Below are 26399 nucleotides of genomic sequence, written 5' to 3'. Positions count from 1 at the left end.
GCTCCGCTTCGAATGCAAACCATGACTTACAGCGTCTCCCCCATCGGCTTCGTCCGCTCCTGCTTCAAGGAGAAGTTCGCCATCCCGCGCCAGCCGCAACTGGCCCCCGCCGCCCGTGGCGTGCTGGAGCTGGTGGCGCCGTTCGATCAGGGCGATGCGGTGCAGGGGCTGGAGCAGGTCAGTCATGTCTGGCTGCTGTTCCTGTTCCATCAGGCGCTGGAAGACAAGCCGCGCCTCAAGGTCCGCCCTCCGCGCCTCGGTGGCAACAAATCCATGGGCGTGTTCGCCACCCGCGCCACGCACCGGCCGAACGGCATCGGTCAGTCGGTGGTGAAGCTGGACAAGGTCGAGGCCAATCGCCTGCTCATCTCCGGTATCGACCTGCTGGACGGCACGCCGATTCTCGACATCAAACCCTACGTGCCCTACGCCGACATCATCACTGACGCTTCCAACAGCATCGCCAGTGCCGCGCCGCACCTGATCGACGTGCAGTGGACGGACGCGGCGCTGCAACAGGCGCAGACGCACGCTCAGCGCCTGGCCGAGCCGCTGGTCGAGCTGATCGAACAATGCCTGGCCCAGGATCCGCGCCCGGCGTATCAGACGCCAATGCCAGAGCGCGAATACGGCGCGCAGTTCTGGGATCTGGATGTGCGCTGGCATTACCCGACGCCCGAACAGATCCGCGTCCTGGAAGTCATCCCCGCCGCTGACTGAACCCCGAAAACGAAAAAGCCCGCGCTGCCTTCTCAGGCAACGCGGGCTTTTCTATCGGCATCGTCGGGATTATTTCTCGACGAATGCGCGCTCGATCAGGTAGTCACCCGGCTCGCGCATCCGCGCCGAGATCTTCAGGCCGAAGCTGTCGAGCACTTCGCTGGTCTCGTCGAGCATGCTCGGGCTGCCGCAGATCATCGCGCGGTCGTCCTGCGGGTTGATCGGTGGCAGGCCTATGTCGCTGAACAGCTTGCCGCTGCGCATCAGGTCGGTCAGGCGACCCTGATTCTCGAACGGTTCGCGAGTCACGGTCGGGTAGTAGATCAGCTTGTCACGCAGCGCTTCGCCGAAGAACTCGTTTTGCGGCAGGTGCTCGGTGATGAACTCGCGGTAGGCGACTTCGTTGACGTAACGAACACCGTGAACCAGGATCACTTTTTCGAAGCGCTCGTAGGTTTCCGGGTCCTGGATCACGCTCATGAACGGCGCCAGACCGGTGCCGGTACTCAGCAGGTACAGGTGCTTGCCCGGGTTCAGGTCGTCCAGCACCAGGGTGCCGGTCGGTTTTTTCGAGATGATGATCTCGTCGCCTTCCTTCAGGTGCTGCAACTGGGAGGTCAGCGGACCGTCCGGCACCTTGATGCTGAAGAACTCGAGATGCTCTTCCCAGTTCGGGCTGGCGATCGAGTAAGCGCGCATAAGCGGGCGGCCGTTTGGCTGTTGCAGGCCGATCATCACGAACTGACCGTTCTCGAAGCGCAGGCCCGGATCGCGGGTGCACTTGAAGCTGAACAGAGTGTCGTTCCAGTGATGAACACTGAGGACACGCTCGTGGTTCATGTTGCTCATGTACGTGGGACTCCTGGAGATTGATCTGCGCCTGCCCGGCTCTTGTTGAAGAATGCCGACGGTGCGCAATTGCATCGCATTCTAATAGCGCCGACAATATCTGTTAACTGGATTATTAAGATAAGGGTTATCGGTTATATCGATATGCGATTTACTCTTCGTCAACTGCAAGTCTTCGTCGCCGTCGCCCAACAGGAGAGCGTGTCCCGCGCAGCGGGTCTGCTCAACCTGTCGCAATCGGCCGCCAGCACTTCCATCACCGAACTGGAGCGCCAGTCCAGCTGCCAGCTGTTCGATCGCGCCGGCAAACGCCTGAGCCTCAACGCCCTCGGCAAACAGTTGCTGCCGCAAGCGGTGGCCCTGCTCGATCAGGCCAAGGAAATCGAAGACCTGCTCAACGGCAAATCCGGTTTCGGCTCGCTGTCAGTGGGCGCAACCCTGACCATCGGCAATTACCTGGCGACGCTGCTGATCGGCGGTTTCATGCAGCGCCACCCGGAAAGCCAGGTGAAGCTGCATGTGCAGAACACTGCCAATATCGTGCAACAGGTTGCTCATTACGAAATTGATCTGGGTCTAATCGAAGGCGATTGCAGCCATCCGGACATCGAAGTGCAGAGTTGGGTCGAGGATGAACTGGTGGTGTTCTGTGCCCCACAGCATCCGTTGGCCAAGCGCGGCAGCGCGACCATGGAAGAGTTGACGCACGAAGCGTGGATTTTGCGGGAGCAGGGTTCGGGGACGCGCCTGACCTTCGATCAGGCGATGCGGCATCACCGCAGCGCGCTGAACATCCGGCTGGAGCTGGAACACACCGAAGCGATCAAGCGCGCCGTGGAATCAGGCCTGGGAATTGGCTGCATCTCGCGTCTTGCGCTGCGTGACGCCTTCCGGCGCGGCAGCCTGGTACCGGTGGAGACGCCGGATCTGGATCTGGCGCGGCAGTTCTATTTCATCTGGCACAAGCAAAAGTACCAGACCTCTGCCATGCGCGAATTCCTCGACCTGTGCCGCGCTTTCACCGCCGGGGTGCAGCGCAGCGACGAGATCGTTCTGCCGAGCATCGCTTAAAGCAGAATCACCGCCCACACCAGGGCGATCATGCTCAGTGCCACGAATTGCGCGGCACTGCCCATGTCCTTGGCGTTCTTGGACAGCGGATGCAACTCCAGCGAGATGCGGTCGATGGCCGCCTCCACCGCCGAATTCAACAGCTCGACGATCAGCGCCAGCAGGCACACGGCAATCAGCAGCGCCTGCTCGACCCGGCTGACATTGAGGAAAAACGTCAGTGGAATCAGCACCACGTTGAGCAACACCAGTTGGCGGAAAGCCGCTTCGCCGGTGAAGGCGGCGCGCAAGCCGTCCAGCGAATATCCGGAAGCGTTGAGGATGCGTTTCAGGCCCGTCTGGCCCTTGAAAGGTGACATAAAGTAGATAACCGACCGAAAGGAAGTGGGGAAGCTAGATCAACGAAAGTCAAAAAAGCGTGAAGACGCCAGCGCTTACTGGCTCGGAATTGACTCAAGTTGTTGCAGCAGTAAAGCGGCCTGGGTCCGGGTTCGCACGTTCAACTTGCGAAAAATCGCCGTGACGTGGGCCTTGATGGTCGCTTCGGACACGCTCAGCTCGTAGGCGATCTGCTTGTTCAACAAGCCTTCGCAGACCATGGTCAACACCCGGAACTGCTGTGGCGTCAGGCTGGCGAGGCCATCGCTGGCAGCCTTGGCTTCATCCGAAACGCTGACCGCTTCGAACGCCTGGGGTGGCCAGAACACGTCCCCGTCCAACACTTTACGCACCGCTTCCTGAATCACGCTCAGGTCGCTGGACTTGGGAATGAAACCACTGGCACCGAATTCCCGGGACTTGACCATCACCGAGGCTTCTTCCTGGGCCGAAACCATCACCACCGGAATCTGCGGGTATTGACCGCGCAGCATCACCAGCCCGGAAAATCCGAAAGCGCCCGGCATGTTCAGGTCCAGCAGCACCAGATCCCAGTCAGCCTTTTCGGTCAGGCGGGTTTCCAGCTCGGCGATGCTCGCCACCTCCACCATTCGTACGTCCGGGCCAAGGCCCATCGTCACCGCTTGATGCAGTGCGCTACGAAAAAGAGGGTGATCATCGGCAATCAGGATGTCGTATGTGGCCATTTTTCAAATGATCCTGTTTTTGATGGCCGGCCCGCGCATTCGGGTCGTGCCAAAGCAAATCCAGATACCGCCCGGCAGCGGCATCCACAGGGGCACGTTCAACGCCAATCACGAACAAAAACGGCGTTTCAAACCTTGGCCGCACCCCAATCGGCGCCAAGCATGACCAGCGAAGCCGGGGTGGTCAAGCCGCACGGCCACTGCTTTAGCAGTATGGGCCAGGATCAGGCCGGTGCTGGCGCCGCGTTTCGGATATAGGGCAGCAATTCGGCATGGGCCGGCGTCGACACATTGACGTCCAGTTGCTGCTTGGCCCCCAGATAATGCTGGCTGAACACATCGAAATAGGCATCCAGCGCCGATGCGGCGTCAGAATCGCCGGCCAGTTCCAGGCACAGCGCCGCCACTTCGGCGGTGCACAGGTGCTCGCTGCGGGTCGAGCGGCGCAGGCGATAGCGCGACAGCTTGTCGGGCAACAGGCTCAGAATCGGCAAACGGTCGAAATACGGGCTCTTGCGGAAAATCTTCCGGGCTTCGGTCCAGGTCGCGTCCAGCAGGATGAACAGCGGACGCTTGCTGCTATCGAGATCCACGGTGTTGGTCACCCGCGAAGGTTCGACGTACTCGCCGGGGAACACCAGATACGGCTGCCATTGCGGGTCGTTCAGCAGCGCCAGCAGTTGCTCGTCGGGCTCGGTCCGCGACCAGATAAAGGCATGGTTGTCGCGCACGATGTCGGCGATCAACCAGCCGGTGTTGCTGGGTTTGAACACTTCCTTGCCGGTCATGATCAGGCAAACGCCCGAACGCGCATCGACCGTCGGCCGCCAGGCACACAGGCAATGGCTGATGATCACCCGGCAATCGCGGCAACGCGGGGAGCGAAAGCCCCGGGCCTGGATCGGCTTGATGCCCTCGTCCTCGCGCTGATCGCGCAGGCGGGCCACGGCGTTGGGGGCATGATTCATCGCAGACGGCACCGGCAGGCAGGGAAACTCGACACGAACGACACTCAGCAGGGCAATAAAGGCCGGCAGTTTACCAGAGCGACGGGCACAAGCCTGTACCCTCCCGACCGGCTCCCCTATAATTCGCCGCCACTGAACGCACAGTCACGTGGCTGGTCGAACCACCAGTCACTGAACCAGGAGAGTTTCATGCTGCGCCTTATCGTTCCCACCGCTGCCATTCTGCTGGCCTCGTCCTTCAGCGCTCAGGCTGCATCCCTGAGTGAGCAGAATCTGAACCGAGAGCTGCGCAATGTCGCCGCACAAAGCAGCGTCGGCACGCCACGGGCGATCAACGAAGACATTCTTGATCAGGGCTACACCGTCGAAGGCACCACGCTGGTCAATCACCTTAGCGTGCAAAAGAGCCACGCCGACAAAATGCGCGCCGATCCCAAAGCCGTGTATTTCCAGCTGGGCGCTTCGGTCTGCAACAACCCGTCGTACCGCAAGCTGATGGCCAAGGGCGCGATCATGCGTTACGACTTCACCGAAGTGAAAACCAACAAGGCGATCGGCTCCGCCAGCTACCAGGAATCGGATTGCCCGAAAGCGGCTCCAGCGAAGAAGAAGTAATCATCTCGACGTGGCGCGCCGCTGTTCATCCTCGGCGCGCAGTTCGGCCAGCAAGGCCTGCAAGTAACGCGAGCGGCGCTCCCCTCCCGCCAGGCGTCGGCAGCACTCCTCTTCGAGACTCACATGATTGGTCTCGGCTGATGCTTTCAACAATCGATACAGCTGCGCATCGATCTCCAGAATGACTCTGGTCATGTGTCCCGCCTCCTTGCCACCCGCAAATCCTTGAATAGCGTGCACCTTGCGTACGGTCGTTGACGCAAAGTTGTCGTACGGCGCCTTTAACTTAGTAAATCAGAGCATTCAGCCCTCGACGTGGCATCGGACGAGCGGTGAAAACACTTCGAAAAGCGGCAATAAGCAGTTGCCAGGAAAGACTTTGCGGCGTAATGCTCGATGAGCGAAAAATGCTTTGAGGGTCTAGATTCAACGTATTCCCGTTCATTTTTCTAACGGTAGGAAAGGAGCTGCCGGCTGTTTGTTTTCTTGCAGCGCGGCACTGACGCCGCACGTCAGGGCCGAAAGCTCTGTGCAGAAGGAGAAGTTGCATGCCTTACCAACCGAATGACCTGCTCAGCCGTCATTTTCAGGAAAGCGGCCACGACCTCATCAGCAAGGTCGAAGAACAACTCAACCTGGTGTCACCCGACAGCCCGAATTCCCCCATTTACCGAGACATGATCCTGACCGTGCTGCGCATGGCCCAGGAAGACCACAACCGCTGGAACGCCAAGATCACCCTGCAAGCCCTGCGCGAACTGGAGCAGGCCTTTCGCACCCTTGAACAGTTCAAGGGGCGACGCAAGGTCACGGTGTTCGGTTCGGCTCGAACCCCGGTCGAACATCCCCTTTACGCCATGGCTCGGGAACTCGGGGCCTCGCTGGCTCGCTCGAACATGATGGTCATCACTGGTGCCGGCGGCGGAATCATGGCCGCGGCCCATGAAGGCGCCGGCCGCGATCACAGCCTGGGGTTCAATATCACCCTGCCCTTCGAACAACATGCCAACCCCACCGTGGACGGCACCAACAACCTGCTGCCGTTCCATTTTTTCTTCACCCGCAAGCTGTTCTTCGTCAAGGAAGCCGATGCGCTGGTGTTGTGCCCCGGCGGGTTCGGCACCCTGGACGAAGCCCTGGAAGTGCTCACGCTGATCCAGACCGGCAAAAGCCCCTTGGTGCCGGTGGTTCTGCTGGACGCACCGGGCGGGACGTTCTGGCAAGCCGCGCTGGACTTCATCCGCCAGCAACTGGAGGAAAATCGCTACATCCTGCCGACCGACCTGAAGCTGATGCGCCTGGTCTACAACGTTGAAGAGGCGGTGGAGCAGATCAACCAGTTCTACGGCAACTTCCATTCCAGCCGCTGGCTCAAGCGCCAGTTTGTCATTCGCATGAACCACAAGCTGAGCGATCAGGCCCTCGACCATATGCAGGAAGCGTTTGCCGATCTGTGCCTGAGCGATCAGTTCCATCAACACGCCTACAGCGGCGAAGAACACGACGAGGCTCAATTCAGCCACCTCACGCGTCTGGCATTCGCCTTCAACGCCCGGGATCACGGGCGTCTGCGGGAGCTGGTGGACTACATCAATCTGCCGGAAAACTGGGCCCAGTCAAAACCCCAGACCGCGCAACGCACCCGCGAACCGTCGAAGGTAACGTGAAGGCAAAAAAAAACGGCCCGCTATCGAAATAGCGGGCCGTTTTTTTTTGATTGAAGCTGGAGCGATTTAATCGTCCATTCCTCTGCCGCTGAACAAGCGGTTGATCATCTCCATCGAGAATCCCCGGTACGCCAGGAATCGACCTTGTCTGGCGCGTTCCTTGGCATCGCCGGGAAGTTGTCCGGAGAACTTCCGTTGCCACGTGTCCGTTAGCTGCTCCTGCCAGTTGATGCCGCTATCGCGCAAGGCGAGTTCGATATCGGCGCGTTGCAAACCGCGCTGGCTCAGTTCTTCGCGAATCCGCAGAGGGCCATAACCGGAGCGGGCGCGATAGGAAACAAAGCTTTCAAGATAGCGGGCTTCGGAAAGCAGCCCTTCTTCCGTCAATCGGTCGAGGGCTGTTTCGATCATCTCGGGGGGAGCGCCACGCTGACGCAGTTTGCGCGTCAGCTCGACTCGACCGTGCTCGCGGCGTGCGAGCAGGTCCATGGCGGTTCGCCGCACCGCGACGAGGGTATCGAGTACGGCGGTTGTCATCGGTGCAATCAGATGTCAGCGTCAGCCAGGTCGTCTTCGGTCTCTTTGACCGCAGAAGCCTTGGAGTCGGCGATCACGGCTGGCGACAGCAGCTTGTCACGCAGTTGCTTCTCGAGCTTGGCCGCGACTTCCGGGTTGTCCGCCAGGAACTTGGCCGAGTTGGCCTTGCCCTGACCGATCTTGGTGCCTTCGTAGGCATACCAGGCGCCGGACTTCTCGACGAACCCGTGCAGAACGCCCAGGTCGATCATCTCGCCGTTCAGGTAGATACCCTTGCCGTAGAGAATCTGGAACTCGGCCTGACGGAACGGCGAAGCCACCTTGTTCTTCACAACCTTGACGCGGGTTTCGCTGCCGACCACTTCGTCGCCTTCCTTCACCGCGCCGGTACGGCGGATGTCGAGACGAACCGAGGCGTAGAACTTCAGCGCGTTACCACCGGTGGTGGTTTCCGGGCTGCCGAACATCACGCCGATCTTCATGCGGATCTGGTTGATGAAGATCACCAGGCAGTTGGCGTTCTTGATGTTACCGGTGATTTTACGCAGCGCCTGGGACATCAGACGGGCTTGCAGGCCCACGTGCATGTCACCCATTTCGCCTTCGATTTCTGCCTTCGGTACCAGAGCGGCCACGGAGTCGACGATGATCACGTCAACGGCGTTGGAGCGCACCAGCATGTCGGTGATTTCCAGGGCCTGCTCGCCGGTGTCCGGCTGGGAAACCAGCAGGTCGTCGACATTGACGCCCAGCTTGCCGGCGTACTCTGGGTCGAGGGCGTGTTCGGCGTCGACGAAGGCGCAGGTCGCACCGGCTTTTTGAGCCTGGGCGATCACGGACAGCGTCAGTGTGGTTTTACCGGAAGATTCAGGACCGTAGATTTCAACGATACGGCCTTTTGGCAGGCCGCCGATGCCGAGTGCGATGTCCAGACCCAGAGAGCCGGTGGAAATGGCCGGGATCGCCTGACGGTCCTGATCGCCCATACGCATTACGGCACCCTTGCCGAATTGACGTTCGATCTGACCCAGGGCCGCAGCCAAGGCTTTCTTCTTGTTGTCGTCCATTAAAGTCCTCACGTAATCAATAAGGCCTGACGGCCAACACCTGTATAAGTAGCCAGTATTATTCCACAGCGTTCACGGATCGCCTACCCCTGATTTTCGATTTCTCGTGCCGCTAGTCGCAGCAAGCCCTCTAGCGCGGCCTTCACCGTTTGTCGGCGGACGTCGTCGCGGTTGCCGGGGAAGTGCTGGACCTCGCTGGAAACCTGGTCGCCCACGCCCCACGCCAGCCAGACGGTGCCCACCGGTTTGTTCGGCGAACCACCGTCCGGCCCGGCCACGCCGCTGACCGCCACGGCAAACCGCGCCAGGCTTTTCTCCCGGGCGCCGCGCACCATGGCCTCGACCACCTCGCGACTGACCGCACCCACAGTGCCGAACAGCTCCGTCGGTACATTCAGCTGCTGGGTTTTCTGGCGGTTGGAGTAGGTCACGTAACCCGCTTCGAACCACGCCGAACTTCCCGGAATCCGGGTGATGGCTTCGGCAATCCCGCCACCGGTACAGGACTCGGCCGTCGTGACGTGGGCATTGAGCAACTGCAGGCGTCGGCCAAGTTCGGCCGCCAATTGAGTGATTTCTTTCACGGCGCGCTCCGGATCGGATGGAATGGGTACCACCGTACACGAGCCGGTTGCGCTTTCAATACACAAGCTTATTCAAAATGTGCGGGCGCCAGCGCTCTGATATAGGCCTGACAAGCCTGCAAGGCAATCAGTCCGCGGTCGCCTTCGCCGGTGATGGCGACAATTCGTCGAGCATGCGCCGGGTCAAGTCGGGCGCGTACGGCTGCATGATCCACGCCGCCGGCGCCGGAGGTGGCTGGCACACCGCAGCCTTGGGCAGCGTCGCCTGCGTCGATGAGGACTGACAGGCGCAGATCAGCAGTGGCAAGACGATCACGCAAGCGATCCTGATCACGTTGGGCATCGTTCAGTGCTCGGTAATGGGTTTGTTCACTGGCCGTGAGTCGTTGCTCCAGGGCCATGCGCTTGTCCTGTTCGGCCTGTTGCGCGGTGGCGGCCGTCAGAGTCAGTTGATTGAGGGTTTCGGCGTGCAACCGCGCCTGTTCGGCCAGTTGGCGGCCGTAGCGCCAATCCTGAAACTGCCAGGCCAGCGCCGCCGAACCTGCGGCCAGCAGCATCAGACCGATCAGCCGCCAGACGCTCAGACCGAAGGCAGGCATAACACCGCCCTCGCCCGCCCCCAGAGTTCCAGGCGATCCTGCAAACCGTTCAACCCTCCGTTGATCCGCCGGGTAATGCTGTTGAACTGATCCTGATCCGCCAGCGCGTTCAAACCGTTCTGCGCCCAGAACCACGCGGCGGACTCGGCCGCCCATTGCGGTTGTTCCAGCAGTTCCGGCAGCGCCAGCAAGCGCTCGTCACCGAACAGCCCGAGGCTGCACTGGCGATAGTTGGCGCGGCCGGTGATCTGGATCAGCCCGCGCCCGCGATACTTCTGCCCGTCGCCATCGGCCTCGGGCGTGTTGCCCAATCGCAACGCCAGCGTACCGGTGTCGTACTTGCTCAGGTATTGGTTGTTGCCCAGTTCACGCACGTACTGCAATTGCCCCGATTCGTGTCCGATCTGGGCGAGAAACGCGGCAATACGCTTGGGCGTGTCGATGCGATGGCGCGCCATCGCATCGTTGAGCGGTGAAACAAAAACGCCCGCTTGGCGGCGGGCGTTGGGCATGATGTTGAGTAGGTTGTCTTCAGTGATTTGCATAATGCTCGGTCCTCCCTGGATGCGCCGATTGAATCACGGATGGCGACCAAAGCTGATCAGCCATTGTTTACCTCAGTTTTCAGCGTGCTGTCCGGGGACACCTGGATCATTCGCTTGAACAACCCCAGCATGCCTTGATTGGCCGTCAGCCTCTCTAGCGGCGGGTCCAGTGGCAGTACCTGTCCTCCGGACACCAGCCACTCCTGGTACTCGAGCCAGTCCCGATTAACGGGATCCTGTGGAATAAACGCTGAATCACTCAGGCGCAGAACGCCATACGATGTGAGCTGATAACTCATGGACTTGTCCCCTAGATTTCCGCGTCCGCGGTCCAATCGACCTGCAATGCCTGCCCGGGAAAGCTGCCTACGGGCGTCACGGTGGCAAGCGCAAACCCTCGCTCGCTCACACTTTGCAGGATGGTTCCTGTGCAGGCCTTCGCAAGCGATGAATGCCAGACTTGATTGCTCGCCTCACCAGGGCAATACGTCACGACCGTTGGCTGAACTCGCTTGGGCACCTGCATATCGATGCACATTCCATATTGGCCGGAATTGGCTGCCGCTACTTGGGAAAAGGTGGCGATACAGGTTCCTGGACCGTTGTTCGAACGGATCGGCAAACGGTTTACAAAAGATTTTTCGAAATAGCGCTGACAGAGAGTCAACTCTTCCGCCGCTGGACGGTATTCAAACGGTGTTGCAACCGGCCCCTCCTCCAATTGCATCTGTGCCAGATCGACGGTCTGCAACACGTTGAGCGGCAGATCGAACGACAAGGTCAGGCAGTCATTCACGCCCAGCATTTTCCCGGCGATGGTTGGCACCTGAAACGTTGCGCTGTATTTCTTCCACGACGTACTCAGTTGAAAGACGTCGACAACCTTCACCACACCCTCCGAACCGCCCGTTCCGAACTGCTGAGCAATCGTGACGCGCAAAGGACGCGTCGCATCGGATCGCGCCCAGAAGCTGACCGTAGCCGTTCGCCCGGCCAGAGTCCTCACCGATTCAATGCTCTGGGCGACTTTATGCACCGTTGCTCCCGTGCCTGCGGTGGCCTGCTGCCAGCGCAGGAAATAAGCGGGTTCACCCACGACTTCCGTTTGACCGAGGGGAAAATCCTGGCGCGAAATGCTGACACCTGCGTTGCCGTTCCAGTCGCACCGGAAACGATCCGCTACATACCCACCGATGTTCGGCGCCTGATTGGTCGTGCCGCGTTGCCAGATATTGAATCCGCCATTGATCAACAGATTCTTGCGATACACCTGCACAGGAAACTGCTGCAGCGGATCGGGCTTGGCCAGTTGCCGAATGGCCTGTGCCAGTTGATCGGTCTGCTCCTCATCCGGCGTCAGGCCGGCGGCCGTGATCGCGTTGAGAATCTCCTGCGTCACACTGTTGCCCCAACTGGCCGGGATCAACGATCCCGGTTTTCCGGCAATCGGGTCTTCATCGACGAACTTGCCATTCTCCAGGCCTGAGCCGGGAACGCTTTTCGGATAATCCACTTTGATTCCTCATTGATCGGGTCAACGGTTCAGCCGTTCGACCGCAGCAAGCCTTCAAGCCAGTCGGGCTCTACAGGGCGAGCCTGGGCATCCGGAAATTCCGGATCATTGGGCCAGTCGCGCAGTGCCTGTCGATAGGCAAGAAGCTGTTTGAATTCTTCGGTACGCAGCGTCGTGCCCTCGCCGACTTCCAGTTCTTCAGCGTCACGCCACACCAGCCATTGAGTGTCTTGCAGGACGTTGTCGCGCCACGCGCGCTCCCGGGAAGCCAGTGCCTGCGGGGAGATGACCGGGTCGTTCAATACGGGCTGACCGCTGGCACTGGCGCTGATGACCTTGCCGCTTGCCTGCCCGGCAAACAGTTCGGCGTATTGGGCGCGGGTGATTTCCACGGCGCCTTCAGGTGGTTCCGGATAGGGGCTGTCGACCAGTTCAAAGCCGCGTGTCTGTGCATGAAAATAAATAGCCATGGTTATCGTCCCCAAACCAATATGCGCCCCGAGATTCCAGGTTCAGCCTTCACACTCGACGCCAGGACATTGCGAACCCTGGCAACAACCGTCGATGTCGTGGAGTTGGCCCCGTCGAATGCCCAGACAGTGACGTTGGAACTGCCCCAGCCTGCCGGATAACCCTCATTGGCGATCCCGCCGAGGACAGCATTGGGAAACATCATCGGCAACGACACCGTCATGACTCCATTCGCATCGGAGCCCCCGGTCACCCACTGCACGATCAAGCCGCTGGGAAGTTTCTGATATCCGGCCGTGGCGAACTGCGACGCATAGAGCGCCGAATACTTCAACGCTGCGGTGCCGTAAACGACCCAGACACCCGACTCCCGGACGAAGGTTGCGCTCTCGCCCGCGTTCATCGTGATCGAACCCAGATAGGCCCCCTGGGGGCTGATCTGCGTACCGGTTTTACTGGCAACCGTGACCGCTGCGCTGTTTCGGCAATGCAGGCTGATCGTCGCGCCGCTGGGCACTGCAGTGGCGTCCGGCAAGGTCACGGTGTACGCAGCGTTACCGCCCATCCCGATCGAGCAGCCGATATCGGCCAGGGTCAGTTGGGTCGAGCCGGAGATGCCGCGAGCGCTGGCGTAGTTGCCCAGCGCCCGCTGGACAAACTCGGCCGTTGCAGCCGATCGGCTGACATCGAATTGCGCAGCCGTCGTGAACAACCCCGGACTGCGCAGTGCGTCGAGCAGTTGATGAGTGTTCGCCTCGTTGGGCGTCATGCCGGCGGCCTGTACGACACTGAGAATTTCCTGCGTGACGCCGTTGCCCCAAGCGGCAGGAATCAGCGAGCCGGGTTTTCCGGCGACGGGATCCTCATCGACAAATTGCCCGTTCACCAGCCCGACGCTGGGTACGCTTTTGGGATAGTCCAAGATTCATCTCCTTATCAATCGGTGGTGACGGGGCCTGGCAGCGAAGGCCAGGTGATTTCCCGGGGGAAGCCTGTCTGCTTGTCGATGCGATTGAGCTCCACGCTGTAGAGCTTCCATTCGAGCAACTGCATCTGTTCTTCGTGAGTGGCATCGCCGATGTCCTCGGCGTATTGCAGGGGGGCGATGCGCAGGACGGCTTCGCGCAGCAGCGTGTCGCGCTGCTCCAGCATCTGCTGGCTGATGCTGAGCAAACGGGCCTGCTCATCCAGTTGCCAGGCGTCGCCGCGCCACACATGGAATTCCCCAGGCCAGGGCTGCGTTGTGAGGGTATCGGGCAACTCCCCCAACTCACTCCAGATCTGCTGCCCGCCACCGTCCTTGCGGAAAACCGGACCGCGCCGGTCGATCACCTCTCGCGGAACACCGTTGATCAAGGCCCAGATACGACCGGCTTCAGGCGCGGGCAGCTCGAAGGACAACTCCACCGCATTGCCGGGCAGTTGAATACCGATGCCCGGGGTTACAAAAAACTCGACAGGCCCGGACAAGGCGCCCGAGCCGTCAAACAGATAATTGAACATAGGCACCTCAGATGAGCTTGATACGGCCGGGATAGGCGATGTTGCGAGGGCGCGACTTGAACGCCAGCAGCAGGGCGTTGGCGGCATCCCGCTGATAACTCGTACCGGCAGGGAAGACCGGGCCACCGTTGTACAGCCCGGACACGTATTGCGGTTCTTCACGAGTATCGGCACCGAAACCCGTCAGGCTGTCCGACCACCACGCACCGACCGCTCCGGCACCATTGGCGCCCATGGCATACGAATGCGTCGAGCCCACCTGAAAAGAACCCATCGCACGTGCCGCATCCACGCCCCGCCCCTCGTCCAGCACTCGCAGAAACTCGCCGCGCCCTTCAGGGCCACGAAAGGTTGCTGCACCGTCACCCGACGTCCATTTACCTTCGTTGCCCGCACGCGCGGCTTCGGTACCCAACATTCCGGATAGCTGCGCGTGGTCCCACAACCAGGGCCACTCGGCACGCTTCATGACTGTACCGTTGAGCGCACCGTAGCCACCGGGACTGAGCAGGATGGTCGTTTCAAAAAACGGCCGGCCGAGTGGAGTGTTGTCGAACCGGCCGACTGGCCACCAGCTACCCGCAGCATCGCTGCGCAACTGCCACCAGTCCCCGCCGCCCATCAACACCAGAAACGGATAACCGCTGGGTGACAGGTGCGTGTGAAAACGAATGCGGTCGGAACCTGACGCCTGAACGATCAGACGGTTGCCGCTGTTATCCATGCGCCGAACAATCACATCGCGCACACCCAGCGCCGCGCTTGCCGGCGGCAACGTCACCGTCACGGCACTGGATCCGCCATCGATCAGCACCAGGCCCAGCTCCGGGTCGGTCAGCGCCTTGGAAGCCGTCAGCCGTGTCACCACTGAGCGCATAGGACTGGCATTGCCGACAATCGATTGAATGGCTCTGAGCAACTGACCGGTATCGGCTTCGGCGGCTGTCAGCCCGGCGCCGGTAATCACGTTGAGAATTTCTTGTGTAACGCTGTTGCCCCACACCGCCGGTATCAACGAACCCGGCGTTCCCGCCACCGGGTTTTCATCGACGAACCGGCCATCGACCAGGCCGACGCTGGGGACGCTTTTTGGGTAGTCCATTGGTGTTCGTTCCTCTGCAATGAAAAATCAAACGCAGCAGCGCGCACTCGAGACGATGCCGACGTTTCTGTTCCTGAAAATAAAAAGCCCACAATGAAGTGGGCTTGGGTGATGCGATTGCAGTTACGAGGCCGGGTTGGCCGTCAGTTCACGAATGGCCTGCAACGCCTCATCGGCGGCAACGCGGGCCTGATCCATCTGGCTCTTGCTCGCAAACGCACGGATCCGGGTCTTGGCTTTCAGGCGCAAGGTGCGCAGGGTCAGCAGGCTGTCGCTGAGCTGGGCGGCCTTGTCGAGAATCTGCTCGGCCGACTGCTTTGCCGAACGGCCCTTGGCGATCCAGGCAGCGACGGACAGCGGCACTTCCTTTTTTGGATAACCGGCGTCTTGAAAGGCTTGAGCGTCAACAGCCGCCTGGGCGTATTCCAGCGCTTTGAGCGGGTCGCCGGCCAAAGTCGTGCGCGCACTGTCGGCGGCGGCATCGACCCGGTCGCACAGGCGTTCGGTTTCCTGCTGTTCCAGTAACGCGGCTTTGTCAGCGCTGGCATGCCATTGCTCACCGTCCCAGTCATGGGCGGCAGAAGGTGGTACCGGACGCAAGCCGTCTTCGAATTGATGCAGTTCCTGAATGATGTTCATCGGATCAACTCCCAAGACAAATGCACATTCACGGCCGCCGTGAAATTGACTGCGATGCCGTTCGAATAATCGGTTTGAGAAAAGCTTTTGATCCCCATCCCGAATAGCAATTCGTCACTGACGGCATTCCCTGCGTTCCAGGTGTGCTCGGCTTGGTACACCTGCCACAGCGAACGCAGTTCCGAGTGATCGAAACCGGCCGTCAACGTTGAAAGCGTGGTGTCGTTGACGACGTTACTGGTGAAGATTCCCACCGATGCGCCTGCCGTTCCCCAGCCGTCCCAATTATTGGACGTACCGATAGTCGGATTGAGGAAACAGTAATTCCCCCCCAGCCAGCCGCCCGGTGCAAACGACACACCAGTGATAGCCGTCGGGTGCGGGGTCGGATTCCCGACCACCAGACGTGCTGTTCGAGCATGAGGGTCGAGCGGCAGATAGACCACGCCATTGCCATTGACCACCTGAGTCCAGGACAACCGGTTACGGTTGTAGATCTGCCGGACAATCGGCACGGATCCCGGACCCGCCGTGACGACCCAGGCGAGACAAATATCCAGCGGTGTCGACTGGAAACCACCACCTGCCGCCCCATTGACCGTCCCCTTCAAGCTATCGGGGCTGGCGTCATAAATCGTCCCGCGCTGCATGTAAAACGTCAGCGCACCACCCACCACCTGCGCCCGCAGAAAGTAACCCGAGCTTGGCAGCAGATCGGCGCTGCTCCAGGCCTGAGTGGTGAACGTTCGCGAACGTCCCAGCTGCCCCGCCACCACTTCCTGACCGATGCTGACGTAAACACCCGCCGGCACCGAAACTCGCCCGCCACTGGTCGATGCGGCTGCCGGTGTGATCGGCATCCGGGCATCCGACGTGGCCACGGTCGGCAATGGCAATGCTGCCAGCGGCAACGCCAGATCCTGATTCCAGCCTTTGGCCGTCACCGTCTGAATCGCCTGCAACAACTGATCGTATTTCTTCTCGTCCGGGGTCAGATCCCCGGCCTTGATCACGCTGAGAATTTCCTGCGTGACACTGTTGCCCCAGTCAGCGGGGATCAACGACCCCGGCGTCCCGGTCAGCGGGTTCTCATCGATAAATTTCCCGTTCACCAGACCGGCGCTGGGGACACTCTTCGGATAATCCATTGCGTTATTCCCTAGTCATAGTTGATATGCACCTTCGTATGCGCCGGTGCCGCCCGGTGGATCAGGCATTCCAGCGCCGAGCCCGGATTCACGCCAAAGCGTTCGCCCCAGTAACTCGCGCCATAACGCCGGCCGAGCAAAAGTCGGCCGCCGGTATTGAGCGTCCACATGAATTGCGCTTCCCAGGTGCCCCAGTGCGCCGCGCCGAAACGCGAACGGCCCATGCGCGGGGCTTCGAGTTCGGTGATGGTGGCGTTGGGGTAACCCTGGCTTTTGGCGATTTCCAGGTAGTAACCGACAGCCTGGCTGCCGACCGCCAGCAAGCGGCGGCGCACGGCGAGGCGACGGTCGTCGAACAGCGGCGTAGCGCCGAGGCACGGGTCGGGCAGGTTCATTACCTGTTCCCAGTCCGGCACCAGTTCGCTGACGCCGGCCGGGTCCATCTCGTTGAGCAGATCGGCGGCACGGGCATCGAGGCGCGCCAGTTCGACGGCGACGCCTTGCAGCACTTCCTCGAGTTCCGGCACGCGCTCCGGATCCCATGCCGGACCGCTCGGCAGCAAGGCGCGCAGTTGCGCCTGGTATTGCGCGGCGGTTCTTATGGCAGCCATACGCAACCCCCGAAGGTCAGCAGTTCGCTGTCACCCGCGGCCACGTTCGCCACCGGGGCCGAGAGGACATGGTCGGTCTCACCTGCCGCGCTGCTGATCGCTTCGCGGATATGGCTGATCAACAGATCCGCGCCCAGATCGGCTTCGCGGTTGTGCAGATCGCGCAACTGGGTTTCGACAGCCGCGCGCACGGCGGTGGTGTCGGGGGTCAGCTTCAGTTGATAGGTCACCGGCTTCTGCACCGGCGGGCGTACATGCACTTCGGCAGTCACCGGGCGCAACGGCTCGATGTAGGCCTGCACTTCGGCCAGTTGATCGGCATTCGGCACCGGTTGCGGATCGTCGTCGCGCATGATGTACACGCCGACGGTGCCCGGCCCGAGGAAGCCGCCACGGCACCAGGCGCGGGTCACGCCCGGCACTTCCAGCGCCCAGGTCTCATAGTCGCTGGCCGAACCGCCGTGGGGGATCACGCGATAGGAACGAATGACCCGCGAGCGCAACGACTCCAGGCTTTCTCGCGCCACGCCGCCGTTCAGTCCGGGCGCCAGCACCACGAAACTGTTGCCGACCACGCCGGCGATCGGCTGTACCGGCGTCAGTGCCAGCCCGGCTTCGGCGTTGCCCAGGCTGCCGGCCTCCAGCGCGGCGATGCTGGTCGTGTTGACGCCATTGACGGTGGTGCGGGTGGCGGTGACCTTGAATGTGCGGCCATCACCCGCCTGCAGCAACGTATCAGCATCCAGCACTGCGCCCGCCGTCGCGTTGAAGCTGACGTTGCCGGTGGCGACCTGGGCCGGTTTGCGCGGCTGGTTCAGGCGCAGCGCGGCGATGCGTTCCAGGGTCGATTCATCGGCGGTGTCGGGCAGGATCTGCTCGGCAATCCAGTCGAGGTAGCCGTACAGGCCATAAGCGGCGCCGCCGAGTGTGCGGGCCAGGACTTGCGCATCGGACTGGCGCAGCGAATCGCCGGCCAGGTCGCTTTGGGTGCGCTTGATCAGCACCGGCAGCGAAGGGGTTTCAAACGGCATAGATCACCTGCCAACTGTTATCGGGGTTGATGTCCAGGCGCTCGCCGTCGGCCAGGGTCAGGACCGTGCGCAGGTTCAGGCGCTGGGCGTCGAGGCGTTCGCTGATGATGTCGATGGCGCTGCAATGGCCGTCGTCGATCAGCCACTGCAAGGCTTCGCGGGCATAGAACTCGGCGTCCATCTGGGTCTGGCGGGTCAGCTTGACCCGGCGCAACAGCCACAGCCGTGAGCCGATGCGATCGTCGGCCACCGTGGGAAAGGTGTCGCCCCACCAGCCGAAGCGCTCCTCGTCGTCGAGGGCATCGTCGTCGGCGGCGCGGCGCCAGGTGAACAGGCTGATCAGCACCGCACGGGTCAGCGCGGCGTGGAGGTTCTGACTGAACAGCATCACTGACCTCCCGCCGGCGCGCCGGTCTGGCCACTGCCCGCCTGCACGCCAACGTGCACGTGCTTGATCTGGCTGATGCCGCCGGCCACTTGATCGCCCTTGGAAACGATCTTGCCGGTCTGGTTGATCACCGGCGTCTCGAAGTTCACGGCGGTGCTGGCGCGGATGTTGAGCGTGGCGGTTTCGATGTCGATGATCCGCCCGCGCTTGAAGTGAATCTTATCGCCCTCGTCGGTGTAGATCGCCACCTCACCGGCCGCCAGCGATTGCAGGCGGTAACGGCGGTCGGCGACCACCAGGGCGATGGCGTGGGAACGGTCGCCGCCGAGAAACGTGACGACGCCTTCGGCACCGGCCAGCGGATGGCTGGTGAAGCCGTAGGGTTCGAAGTGCTCCAGGTCGTCGTTCACTTCACCGGCGGTGAGGCGCATTTGCAGCGATTGCAGCTTGGATGCCGAATTGGCGAGCACGACAGTGCCGCGCGCCAGCAGGCGTGTCAGTAGGCTCATAGGGTTTCCTTGGAGGGAGGTGCCGGCTCAGGCTTTTTTCGGCGGGGTCGGATTGGCGTCGAAGGTATGCGGCGGCGCCACTTGTAGCGTGGTCACCGAGCCTTGTGCCGACAGCGAGTACGTCACCTTGGAGATCAGCATGTCGCCATCGAAACCGAGCACCGGATCCTTGACCTTCACCAGCGTGTTGTGGCGCCACAGATCGCCGTTGGACTGGCGCCAGCCCTGCACCTGATAAGTGGTGGTCAGCGCCCGGCCCATGCGCGTGGCGCTTTCCCACTGGGCCCGTTGCTGGGCCAGTTCGAACGTCAGTTGCGAGCCTTCGTTGATGATCGTGGTGCGCCGACGCTTGAAGCTCAGGTCGGTGGCGCTGGATTCAACCTCGCTGACCGCCGCCCCGCTCTTCTTGTCGTTGCCCTTTTGCTGGCCGATCACCTTGTATTCGGAGAACACCTGGCTGTGATCCATCGGCGCATTGGCCGAGAGAATGTTCTTGCCCAGCTCCAGCGCATCACTGGCGCGGCCGCCGCTGCCCGGTTTGGCCAGCACCAGCCGGCCCTCGGCGTCATCGGTGGAAAACACCCGGTACAGCGAGAGCAGACGGTCGATCGACTGAAACACGGTTTCACCCGGAACGATGGTGTGTTTGCTCAGGCGTGCGGTCTCGGGAATCTCGTTGACCACAAACTGCGAGTATTCCCCGGCCAGGGCCTGGACGATGTTCAACAGCGGCTGCTCCTGCCATTGGCCGGGAATGTTTCGCGCCGCACAGTCGACCAGATCCTGGGTCTTGGAACTGCCTTCGATGCTCAGGCTGATCTGCCGCCCGTCATAGCTGATCGGGGCCTTGAACACATAACCGGTGAGCACCAGATCCTGGCCGATCCGCACTTCGCACGGGTCGCCGGCCTTGATCCGCTGATCCACGGTCTGCCCCGGCCATTGCCAGGTGATGTCGAGTTTGAAGGTGCGGAACTGACGCTCCAGGTCCGCGGTGATCTGCACGCTTTTCCAGCCGCCGTACTCCATGTTGTTGACGGTCAGCGTGACGCGGTTGTCAGTCTCGTTCATGGCTCACTCCCGGGAAACCTTGACTTCGTTGGGTGAGTACCCCGGATGAGACAGACCGTTGCGCTGAATGACCTCGGTCACCCGGGTGGCGTCGCCAAACTGTTTGTAGGCCACGACCACTGCCGGAAAGGTTTCCTGGAACGTTTTGCTGACCAGTCGCACACCGGACGAAGCCACTGCCTTGAGGTGCGCGATCAGCGCCTCCTTCACATCGGCGATGGCTTGATAGTGCGCGGGGTCGGCCTTGTCCTGGGCCTTTTGCAGCGCGTCGCTCAACTCTTTTTGCAGGGCTTGCAGATCGTCGGTGACCGGAACTTCCTGACGGCTGACCGGCTGCTTCGATTGCTGATCCAGCGAAGGTGTCGAGTTGAGTTTCACCGGCGTCGACGCCACCGGCATCGAGGCCACCCACTGCGCCACTTTGACGATCAGCATGTCCTGCACCAGATTGGCCATCGCTTGCGCGGCGGCGTTGGTGTCCTTGCCGGTGGTGATTTTCGGCGCATCGGCCTTGCGGATGGCTTCGATCTGTTGGGACACGTCGGCAATCACGCCACGGTAGCCCTCCTTCGCGAATGCCTTCAGCTCCTTGATATCGCCGAGCAACCCCTTGAACTCCGCCGCCACTTCCTTGGGCAGTTCCTTGACGGCCCTGACCAGTTCGGTGATCTGCTTGTACTGCGCGATCAGCGGCTTGAGCTGCTCCTTGATCACGTCGTACACACCGGTGAGGCTGTTGCGCAGATTGGCGATGCCGATCCGCGCGGCCTTGATCAGGGTCATCGCCTGTTCGAAGCGCGCCACCGCCGAGCCGAGCAAACCGTCGGCCTTGGCCAGCAGCACTTTCTGCGTGCTGACCGTCGCCGTCGGAAACGGCAGCGGCCGGTCGGGGTAGAACTTCAGGCTGAACGTCACCATCCCGCCGTCCTGGCGGGTGTGAGTCATGTCGCACTCACCGACCTTGACCTGCAAGCGCCCCAACCACGGATGCACCAGTTCGCCGCTGCCCTGTTCCAGCGCCTGGAGCAGCTTGTCGCGCTGTTCCAGGCAATTGGCGCCGATGATGAACGCCGTCAGGTCGTGGGTCTTGGCCTGCTGGCCAAGGTCCTCGAAGAACGGCAGATCCCGTTGCGGATACTCGTGCAACTGCCCCTTGCGACCGACCGGGGTTTTCGCCTGATCGATCCAGAAACCGACACCGCGAAAGGATGCCGGCAACAAACGGTCACGCCAGTTCATTGGAACCTCCCATGGACAGCGAGCGATAGCCGATGCGCGAACTGAGCGCCAGCCCCGGCTGATTGGTTTGCGGTTGATCGGTGCGCAGCCCCGCCGGCGCATTTTCGAAGCGCACCGTCAGGCCGCCTTCGAGTTGCGTGCGGTTGTTGGCGGCGCTTTGCTGGATCAGGGCGCCAGAGGATTGCGGCAACGAACCGCCTTGCAACGCACCGCCACCCTCGGTTTTCGCACTGGCACCGAAGAAGGCCGGCGCCAGTTCGCCCTTGCCTTCGGCATTGGTCTGGCGCTGCGCTTCGGTCAGGGTTTCGACCTTACCGGTGACCTTGGCGATCAGCCCGGCGAAGCCACCGTCGAACAACTCCTTGATTGGCGCGATGACGGTTTGCAGCTTTTGCCACAACTCGCCGAACCATTCGGTGATCGGTCCCCAGTTCTTGATGATCTGCCCCAAGGGCGTCCATTCGAACATGTTGTGCAGGAACTCCAGCACCGGTGCGGCCAACGCCTGTACAACGCCCCACAGCGCCGAAAACACCTCGCTGATCGGCTGCCAGTACTGCGCGATCTGCTCCAGCGGCGACCATTCGAACAGGCTCTGGAAAAAGCTTTTGATCGTTTGTGCCGACGTTTGCAGCGCGGCCCAGACCGGTTCGAAAAAGGTCACGACGCTGCCCCAGTTGTTGACGAGCATCCCCAGCGGGGAAGAGTCGAACAGGCTGCCGAAGAAGTCCTTGATGGCTTGCGCCGCCGGCTGCAGCGCGGCCCAGATCGAAGCGAAGAAACCGCTGATCGCGCCCCAGTTGTTGATGATCATGCCCAGTGGCGTCCAGTCGAACAGCCCCTTGAGGAATGACATCACCGGCACACTCAAGGCCTTGAGCAATTCCCAGATCGCCGAAAACAGACCGGTCAACGGCCCCCAGTTTTCCAGGATCATGCCTGCGGGCGACCACGAGAAAACCGACTTGAAGAAGTCGATCACCGGCGCGGTCACAGCTTTGACCTTGTCCCAGATTCCGGAGAAGAAAGCCGTGACCGGTTCCCACAGCGCCGCCAGTGCCTCCAGCGGCCGCCAGTCGAGCACCGAGCGCAACGTCGCCATTGCACTGGCTCCGGCGTTTTTCACGCCCTCCCACAATCCGCTGAAGAACGCGGAAATCGGTGTCCAGTTGGCCACGATCAGACCGGCCGCCACGGCAATGCCCATGGCGATCAGCATGATCGGATTGGTCTTGAGCACCATGCTCATGACGTCCATCACCTGAGTCATGCCGGTGACGGCGGTCTGCATGGCGGAAAACGCAATCGCCCCCGCTGCCAGGCCTTCGACCAGTTTCGGGTTGTCGGCCAGCAGGCTGCCGACCTGGGTCAGCATCGGCTCCAGCCCGACCACCAATGCGCCCACCACCGGCACCAGTGCGGCGTCCACCGCAGCGGACACCTTCTCCATGGATGCGCTGAACACGTTCATGTTCTGCGCGGCGGCTTTCGGTGTTTCCGGCAGGTCGACGGTTTTCGCCGTCTCGCTGACCTCGGCAAGCTTGCCCTGAAACGCCGCAGCCGATTTGATGCCGTCCACGAACGGCGTAATCACGCTGCCGCCCTTGAACAGACCGCTGATGTCCAGTTTGCCGAGGCCGGTCTGTTCGAGGTTTTTCTTGAAGTCATCGACCTTCACTCGCAGGGCGCCGAGTTTGGGTGACAGTTCGTCGATGCCGGTAAGCAGCACCGACGCTTTAGCTTTGGTTTCTTCTGCCATCACTGCACCTGCTGCATCGCATTGATCCGTTGCGCGTGCTCCAGCGATTCGCGAAGCACATCCAGTGGCCTGGCCATCATCTGTTCGGGGTCAACCTTCCAGAACCAGGCCAGGTCATAGGCGACCGAAATCAGGTCGGTGATGGCTCCGACGCCGCACTCATGAAAAAACTCGCAACGGCCCAGCTCAGCGCGTTGAGGTCAGCCAGGTCCAGCTGGTTGACCGACGACGGCGGAATGCCGGCGCACACGGCGATGTATTTGGCCGCCACGTCCATGTCGAGGCTGACCTCTTCGCTCTTGTCGATCTTGTACGGCAGCGCCTTGATCGCTCGCACTTCCTGCACCGTAGGACGGCGCAGGACGAGTTCGGTCAGGGGCTCGCCGTGAGCTTCGATCGCAACTTGAAGCTTCACGGCGCCGCTCATTGCCAGGTCCCCTTGATGCCTTCGAATTTCAGTTCGATGGTGGCGTCATCGCCTTTGGAGACTGGCTCTTCGACCAGGTAGGCACCGGCCAGTACGTAGACTTTGCCGTTGCTGAATTCGCAGGTGACGGTGATGTCGGTGCCTTCGATCAGCTTCTTCAGCGGGAAGTCGGCGGTGTGCAGCGCGGTCACCTTGAACGATGGCGCGATGTCGGTTTCCTTGTAGAAACCCGGCACGACGGTTTCGCGTTTGACGGCCATCAGCGGGGCTTCGCAGCCACCGTTGATAGTCAGTTGTGCACCGTCGACCTTGACGTAGCAGGTGCCTGCAATCAGTTGACCCATGGTGTTACTCCCTTCAAATAAAAAGCCCACGCGAGGTGGGCTGAAATCACAGTGTCAGACGCGCCGATCAGGCGACGTCGTCGTACTGCAGGCGGAACTGGTTGAGCAGTGCGAACACGCGCAGACCGTTGATGTAATCCGGCGGGAACAGCACGTTCACGCGGCTCGGGTCCTGCACGTCGCGCTCGACGATCAGGTGCTCGGCGAACAGCTCGGCGTTTTCCACGTGGCCTTCGAGTTCGAGCTTGGCGTACTGGGCGATCAGCTCGCCGCGAATAGTCGCCGGGGTGACGATCGGCTGGCCGGCGCCGAAACGGGTGCCGTCGGCAGCCAGTTTGTGGCGACCGTACTTGCTGGTGATCACGCTTTGCAGGCGACGCACGATGAACGCCGACTGGTGCATGGTTTCGCTGTCCAGGTACGAGTTGTCGGCCTGGCCGTAAGCGTTCTTCTGGTAGGTGGTGATCGAGCGCTGGATGCGCACGTAGCCGCCTTCGTAGTACGCGGTGGCGATGCCGTAGTTGAGCAGCGACTGACGCTCGGTCAGGGTGAAGCGCTCGCTCGCCGGGGCCGGATCGACACCTGGCAGGCTGCCGCTCTGGGTCGGACGGCTGGCGTCAGCCGAGATGAACACCGCAGTGCGCGCAGCCAGTGCGGCGGCTTGTACCCACACCGGTTGCGGAACGCCCGACTCCAGCGCCTGAATGGTCATGTGCTGGTCGTTGCGAGCCTGACCGGCTGCCACCAGCGTGCCGACGGTGCCGCGCTTGGCGCTGTAGACGTGACCGAACAGTTGCTTGGCCCACGACCAGCGACCGGTGCTGTCGTCCATCACCGCTTGCCAGGTGTTGAGGGTGGCCAGGTCGGACCATGGCAGTGCGATGAATTCGAACGGCTCATCGCCCAGTGCTGCAACGGCAGCCACTTGATCCGGTACACCGACGCCGCCGGTCATGGCGGTGATGGCGGTGGTCAGGCCGGCCGGGGTTTCTTCGCCGTTGCTCTTGCCCAGGCGATTGAATTGCAGGCTGATGTCGTTGCCGCTCTCGCCGGTCCATTTGGCGTTCAGAGTGACCACGCCTTCGGCCGCTGCTGCGCTCACCGGCAGATCGGCGGTGGCGTTGATTTTCTGGGCCAGAGCAGTCGCAGCCTGTGCAGCCGTGGCACCGTTGACCACGGTGGCCTGGACGCGGACGCCGCCGACATACAGGTTGAGCACGCCCGCCTGAGTCGCGGTACCGGTCAGGGTCAGCACGCCTTTGGCGATGGCGCCGGTGGCGTTGTGCAGCGGCAGGCACCAGATCTCACCGATCGGGTCGGCCTTGCGGAAGGTCTCGTACATCGACGCCAGCATCGAGCCCTGGCCGCCAATGCTCTTGGCCAGCGCCACGCTGGAGACCAGCACCAGTTTGCCGACTTCGCTCGGAGCGATGTTGTCGTTGACCTGCGCCACGATCAGGCGACGCATGGACGAGGACGCGCTATTGGCGGCCGAGTTGTCCATTTCGGCATAGAACAGCGGTACACGAATGTCCGCAGGGATGTTGCTGAATCCGATCGCCATTATTTGGCTCCCTTTTGTTTGGCTGTTGCGGTTTTGAGGGTGATATCGCCGTCGGCCAGACGCCGGCGCCACCAGGCGCTGTCCAGCACCTCACGGCCTTCCAGTGGCAGCAGGTCGCCGGCTTCCGGGTCCGGCACGGCACGGCCGGCGGCCGGCACTACGGTGATGCGGTTGCTCATGGGGTTACGTCTCCAGAGAAAGTCATTTCCACGCGCCCGTCAGGGCCCGGGCGTTTCAGGTTGGGGTCGGCCGGGTCGATCGCATCGACCCGCACGGTGGCCCCGGTAAAGGACGACAAACCGTCCAGTTCGCGTTCGTGCCAACTCTCCGCAGGCTGACTTGGCAGATTGCGGCCCAGCTGGAACTCGGCAAAAAAGCGCAGCCGGTAGAACGCGCGGCTGCTGTTGATCGAGACCGTTTCGCCGCCGTCATAAACGATGGCGCTGTAGTCGGAAGCGGGCTTGAAACCCACCAGCGCACGCCACAGTTCGGCGCGCAGGTCGTGCAACAGATCCAGCGCTTTTGTGGCGTCCGTGGCATCCAGTGCCAGGATGATTTCGAAGCGGTCGCGGATCGGTTGGCTGGGAGAGTTCTGTGCGGTGCTGGCGCTGGCCATGTCGGCCAGCGGTAAAACATGGGCCGAGGGCATCGGCAGATTCGGGTTGCCTTGCAGAAGCGCCAGGTCGACACCTGTCGCGATATGGCCGGCAAGGCTTGGGCATTGCGCACGCAGCTGCGTGAGGATCGGGGAGATCTTCATGGGGAGCGTTCCA

35 protein-coding genes are annotated in these 26399 nt (G+C 61.6%); 5 read left to right on the top strand and 30 right to left on the bottom strand.

Annotated features, from left to right (window positions below; translation table 11 throughout):
* Positions 1–21: 21 nt before the first annotated feature.
* Positions 22–720, top strand: a complete 699-nt coding sequence (tsaA, locus tag QRN46_RS19615; RefSeq protein WP_181457885.1) for a tRNA (N6-threonylcarbamoyladenosine(37)-N6)-methyltransferase TrmO — start codon at positions 22–24, stop codon at positions 718–720.
* 69 nt (positions 721–789) lie between these two features.
* Here the strand turns inward: tsaA and fpr are convergent, their stop codons facing one another.
* Positions 790–1569 carry a ferredoxin-NADP reductase gene (fpr, locus tag QRN46_RS19610; RefSeq protein WP_003222277.1) on the bottom strand — a complete coding sequence of 260 codons (780 nt, stop codon included), beginning with the start codon at positions 1567–1569 and terminating at the stop codon, positions 790–792.
* 144 nt (positions 1570–1713) lie between these two features.
* On the opposite strand from fpr, the gene QRN46_RS19605 reads away from it, so the two are divergent.
* Positions 1714–2640 (top strand): LysR family transcriptional regulator, encoded by a 927-nt coding sequence (locus QRN46_RS19605; protein ID WP_011332748.1) that lies wholly within the window; start codon positions 1714–1716, stop codon positions 2638–2640.
* On the opposite strand, the gene QRN46_RS19600 is transcribed toward QRN46_RS19605, so the two are convergent.
* On the bottom strand, positions 2637–2999 hold the full coding sequence (locus QRN46_RS19600; RefSeq protein WP_003222276.1) for a diacylglycerol kinase: 363 nt from the start codon (positions 2997–2999) through the stop codon (positions 2637–2639). The genes QRN46_RS19605 and QRN46_RS19600 overlap by 4 nt on opposite strands.
* A gap of 75 nt (positions 3000–3074) precedes the next feature.
* On the bottom strand, positions 3075–3725 hold the full coding sequence (gene erdR, locus QRN46_RS19595; RefSeq protein ID WP_007954938.1) for a response regulator transcription factor ErdR: 651 nt from the start codon (positions 3723–3725) through the stop codon (positions 3075–3077).
* On the opposite strand from erdR, the gene QRN46_RS19590 reads away from it, so the two are divergent.
* Positions 3718–3891 (top strand): hypothetical protein, encoded by a 174-nt coding sequence (locus tag QRN46_RS19590; RefSeq protein ID WP_181457886.1) that lies wholly within the window; start codon positions 3718–3720, stop codon positions 3889–3891. The two genes, erdR and QRN46_RS19590, sit on opposite strands and share 8 nt — an antisense overlap.
* Positions 3892–3949: 58 nt before the next feature.
* On the opposite strand, the gene QRN46_RS19585 is transcribed toward QRN46_RS19590, so the two are convergent.
* On the bottom strand, positions 3950–4693 hold the full coding sequence (locus QRN46_RS19585; protein WP_011332747.1) for a tRNA-uridine aminocarboxypropyltransferase: 744 nt from the start codon (positions 4691–4693) through the stop codon (positions 3950–3952).
* A gap of 189 nt (positions 4694–4882) precedes the next feature.
* On the opposite strand from QRN46_RS19585, the gene QRN46_RS19580 reads away from it, so the two are divergent.
* Entirely contained in the window at positions 4883–5308 is a 426-nt protein-coding gene (locus QRN46_RS19580) for a PA3611 family quorum-sensing-regulated virulence factor (protein ID WP_011332746.1), read from the top strand.
* Here QRN46_RS19580 and QRN46_RS19575 read toward each other — a convergent pair whose 3' ends face one another.
* Positions 5309–5503, bottom strand: a complete 195-nt coding sequence (locus tag QRN46_RS19575; protein WP_011332745.1) for a hypothetical protein — start codon at positions 5501–5503, stop codon at positions 5309–5311.
* Positions 5504–5856: 353 nt separating this feature from the next.
* On the opposite strand from QRN46_RS19575, the gene QRN46_RS19570 reads away from it, so the two are divergent.
* Entirely contained in the window at positions 5857–6975 is a 1119-nt protein-coding gene (locus QRN46_RS19570; protein ID WP_285356650.1) for an LOG family protein, read from the top strand.
* Positions 6976–7041: 66 nt separating this feature from the next.
* Here the strand turns inward: QRN46_RS19570 and recX are convergent, their stop codons facing one another.
* From recX to QRN46_RS19445, 25 genes are all read right to left on the bottom strand, one after another.
* Complete coding sequence (gene recX, locus QRN46_RS19565) at positions 7042–7512, bottom strand: recombination regulator RecX (RefSeq protein WP_011332742.1); 471 nt, start codon at positions 7510–7512, stop codon at positions 7042–7044.
* 8 nt (positions 7513–7520) lie between these two features.
* Entirely contained in the window at positions 7521–8579 is a 1059-nt protein-coding gene (gene recA / locus QRN46_RS19560; RefSeq protein ID WP_003222269.1) for a recombinase RecA, read from the bottom strand.
* A gap of 83 nt (positions 8580–8662) precedes the next feature.
* Complete coding sequence (locus tag QRN46_RS19555; RefSeq protein ID WP_041475156.1) at positions 8663–9163, bottom strand: CinA family protein; 501 nt, start codon at positions 9161–9163, stop codon at positions 8663–8665.
* Between the two features lie 68 nt (positions 9164–9231).
* A complete protein-coding gene (locus tag QRN46_RS19550) occupies positions 9232–9762 on the bottom strand; it encodes a lysis system i-spanin subunit Rz (protein ID WP_201816853.1) in 531 nt (176 codons plus the stop codon).
* The gene (locus QRN46_RS19545) at positions 9744–10307 is read right to left on the bottom strand and encodes a glycoside hydrolase family 19 protein (protein ID WP_011332739.1); all 564 of its coding nucleotides are present in this window, start codon (positions 10305–10307) and stop codon (positions 9744–9746) included. Before QRN46_RS19545 ends, QRN46_RS19550 begins: the two co-directional genes overlap by 19 nt.
* Positions 10308–10363: 56 nt before the next feature.
* Positions 10364–10606, bottom strand: a complete 243-nt coding sequence (locus tag QRN46_RS19540) for a hypothetical protein (protein ID WP_011332738.1) — start codon at positions 10604–10606, stop codon at positions 10364–10366.
* Between the two features lie 11 nt (positions 10607–10617).
* The gene (locus QRN46_RS19535) at positions 10618–11820 is read right to left on the bottom strand and encodes a carbohydrate binding domain-containing protein (protein WP_011332737.1); all 1203 of its coding nucleotides are present in this window, start codon (positions 11818–11820) and stop codon (positions 10618–10620) included.
* Between the two features lie 29 nt (positions 11821–11849).
* The gene (locus tag QRN46_RS19530; protein ID WP_011332736.1) at positions 11850–12290 is read right to left on the bottom strand and encodes a phage tail assembly chaperone; all 441 of its coding nucleotides are present in this window, start codon (positions 12288–12290) and stop codon (positions 11850–11852) included.
* 2 nt (positions 12291–12292) lie between these two features.
* Complete coding sequence (locus tag QRN46_RS19525; RefSeq protein ID WP_011332735.1) at positions 12293–13213, bottom strand: gp53-like domain-containing protein; 921 nt, start codon at positions 13211–13213, stop codon at positions 12293–12295.
* Between the two features lie 14 nt (positions 13214–13227).
* Positions 13228–13794 carry a tail fiber assembly protein gene (locus QRN46_RS19520; RefSeq protein ID WP_011332734.1) on the bottom strand — a complete coding sequence of 189 codons (567 nt, stop codon included), beginning with the start codon at positions 13792–13794 and terminating at the stop codon, positions 13228–13230.
* Positions 13795–13801: 7 nt separating this feature from the next.
* Complete coding sequence (locus tag QRN46_RS19515) at positions 13802–14896, bottom strand: phage tail protein (RefSeq protein ID WP_285356639.1); 1095 nt, start codon at positions 14894–14896, stop codon at positions 13802–13804.
* 123 nt (positions 14897–15019) lie between these two features.
* On the bottom strand, positions 15020–15535 hold the full coding sequence (locus QRN46_RS19510; protein ID WP_285356637.1) for a phage tail protein: 516 nt from the start codon (positions 15533–15535) through the stop codon (positions 15020–15022).
* Positions 15532–16683 carry a hypothetical protein gene (locus QRN46_RS19505; RefSeq protein WP_011332731.1) on the bottom strand — a complete coding sequence of 384 codons (1152 nt, stop codon included), beginning with the start codon at positions 16681–16683 and terminating at the stop codon, positions 15532–15534. Before QRN46_RS19505 ends, QRN46_RS19510 begins: the two co-directional genes overlap by 4 nt.
* Positions 16684–16694: 11 nt before the next feature.
* Positions 16695–17294 carry a YmfQ family protein gene (locus QRN46_RS19500; protein WP_011332730.1) on the bottom strand — a complete coding sequence of 200 codons (600 nt, stop codon included), beginning with the start codon at positions 17292–17294 and terminating at the stop codon, positions 16695–16697.
* The gene (locus QRN46_RS19495; RefSeq protein WP_201816859.1) at positions 17282–18325 is read right to left on the bottom strand and encodes a baseplate J/gp47 family protein; all 1044 of its coding nucleotides are present in this window, start codon (positions 18323–18325) and stop codon (positions 17282–17284) included. Before QRN46_RS19495 ends, QRN46_RS19500 begins: the two co-directional genes overlap by 13 nt.
* Entirely contained in the window at positions 18315–18713 is a 399-nt protein-coding gene (locus tag QRN46_RS19490) for a phage GP46 family protein (protein ID WP_007954906.1), read from the bottom strand. The genes QRN46_RS19495 and QRN46_RS19490 overlap by 11 nt, the downstream gene beginning before the upstream one ends.
* Positions 18713–19222, bottom strand: a complete 510-nt coding sequence (locus tag QRN46_RS19485) for a phage baseplate assembly protein V (protein WP_115076756.1) — start codon at positions 19220–19222, stop codon at positions 18713–18715. Before QRN46_RS19485 ends, QRN46_RS19490 begins: the two co-directional genes overlap by 1 nt.
* A gap of 27 nt (positions 19223–19249) precedes the next feature.
* Positions 19250–20293, bottom strand: coding sequence for a phage baseplate assembly protein (locus tag QRN46_RS19480; protein ID WP_011332727.1), 1044 nt, complete (start codon positions 20291–20293; stop codon positions 19250–19252).
* 3 nt (positions 20294–20296) lie between these two features.
* Positions 20297–21532 (bottom strand): DNA circularization protein, encoded by a 1236-nt coding sequence (locus QRN46_RS19475; protein ID WP_285356628.1) that lies wholly within the window; start codon positions 21530–21532, stop codon positions 20297–20299.
* Positions 21519–23291: a phage tail tape measure protein gene (locus QRN46_RS19470; protein WP_285356626.1), complete on the bottom strand. Its 1773-nt coding sequence runs from the start codon at positions 23289–23291 to the stop codon at positions 21519–21521. Before QRN46_RS19470 ends, QRN46_RS19475 begins: the two co-directional genes overlap by 14 nt.
* Positions 23292–23421: 130 nt before the next feature.
* A complete protein-coding gene (locus QRN46_RS19465) occupies positions 23422–23718 on the bottom strand; it encodes a phage tail assembly protein (protein ID WP_003222226.1) in 297 nt (98 codons plus the stop codon).
* Positions 23715–24062, bottom strand: a complete 348-nt coding sequence (locus tag QRN46_RS19460; protein ID WP_007908779.1) for a phage tail tube protein — start codon at positions 24060–24062, stop codon at positions 23715–23717. The genes QRN46_RS19465 and QRN46_RS19460 overlap by 4 nt, the downstream gene beginning before the upstream one ends.
* Before the next feature lie 67 nt (positions 24063–24129).
* A complete protein-coding gene (locus QRN46_RS19455; RefSeq protein WP_221615126.1) occupies positions 24130–25626 on the bottom strand; it encodes a phage tail sheath subtilisin-like domain-containing protein in 1497 nt (498 codons plus the stop codon).
* Positions 25626–25805 carry a DUF2635 domain-containing protein gene (locus QRN46_RS19450; RefSeq protein WP_007954893.1) on the bottom strand — a complete coding sequence of 60 codons (180 nt, stop codon included), beginning with the start codon at positions 25803–25805 and terminating at the stop codon, positions 25626–25628. The genes QRN46_RS19455 and QRN46_RS19450 overlap by 1 nt, the downstream gene beginning before the upstream one ends.
* Positions 25802–26386: a phage tail terminator protein gene (locus tag QRN46_RS19445; protein ID WP_221615125.1), complete on the bottom strand. Its 585-nt coding sequence runs from the start codon at positions 26384–26386 to the stop codon at positions 25802–25804. Before QRN46_RS19445 ends, QRN46_RS19450 begins: the two co-directional genes overlap by 4 nt.
* Positions 26387–26399: the final 13 nt, after the last annotated feature.

The sequence above is a fragment of the Pseudomonas sp. lyk4-R2A-10 genome (genome assembly GCF_030209075.1).
Taxonomy (GTDB): domain Bacteria; phylum Pseudomonadota; class Gammaproteobacteria; order Pseudomonadales; family Pseudomonadaceae; genus Aquipseudomonas; species Aquipseudomonas glycinae.
The sequence above is the reverse complement of the archived record's forward strand: the minus strand, read 5'-3'. Positions and strand labels throughout refer to the sequence as shown.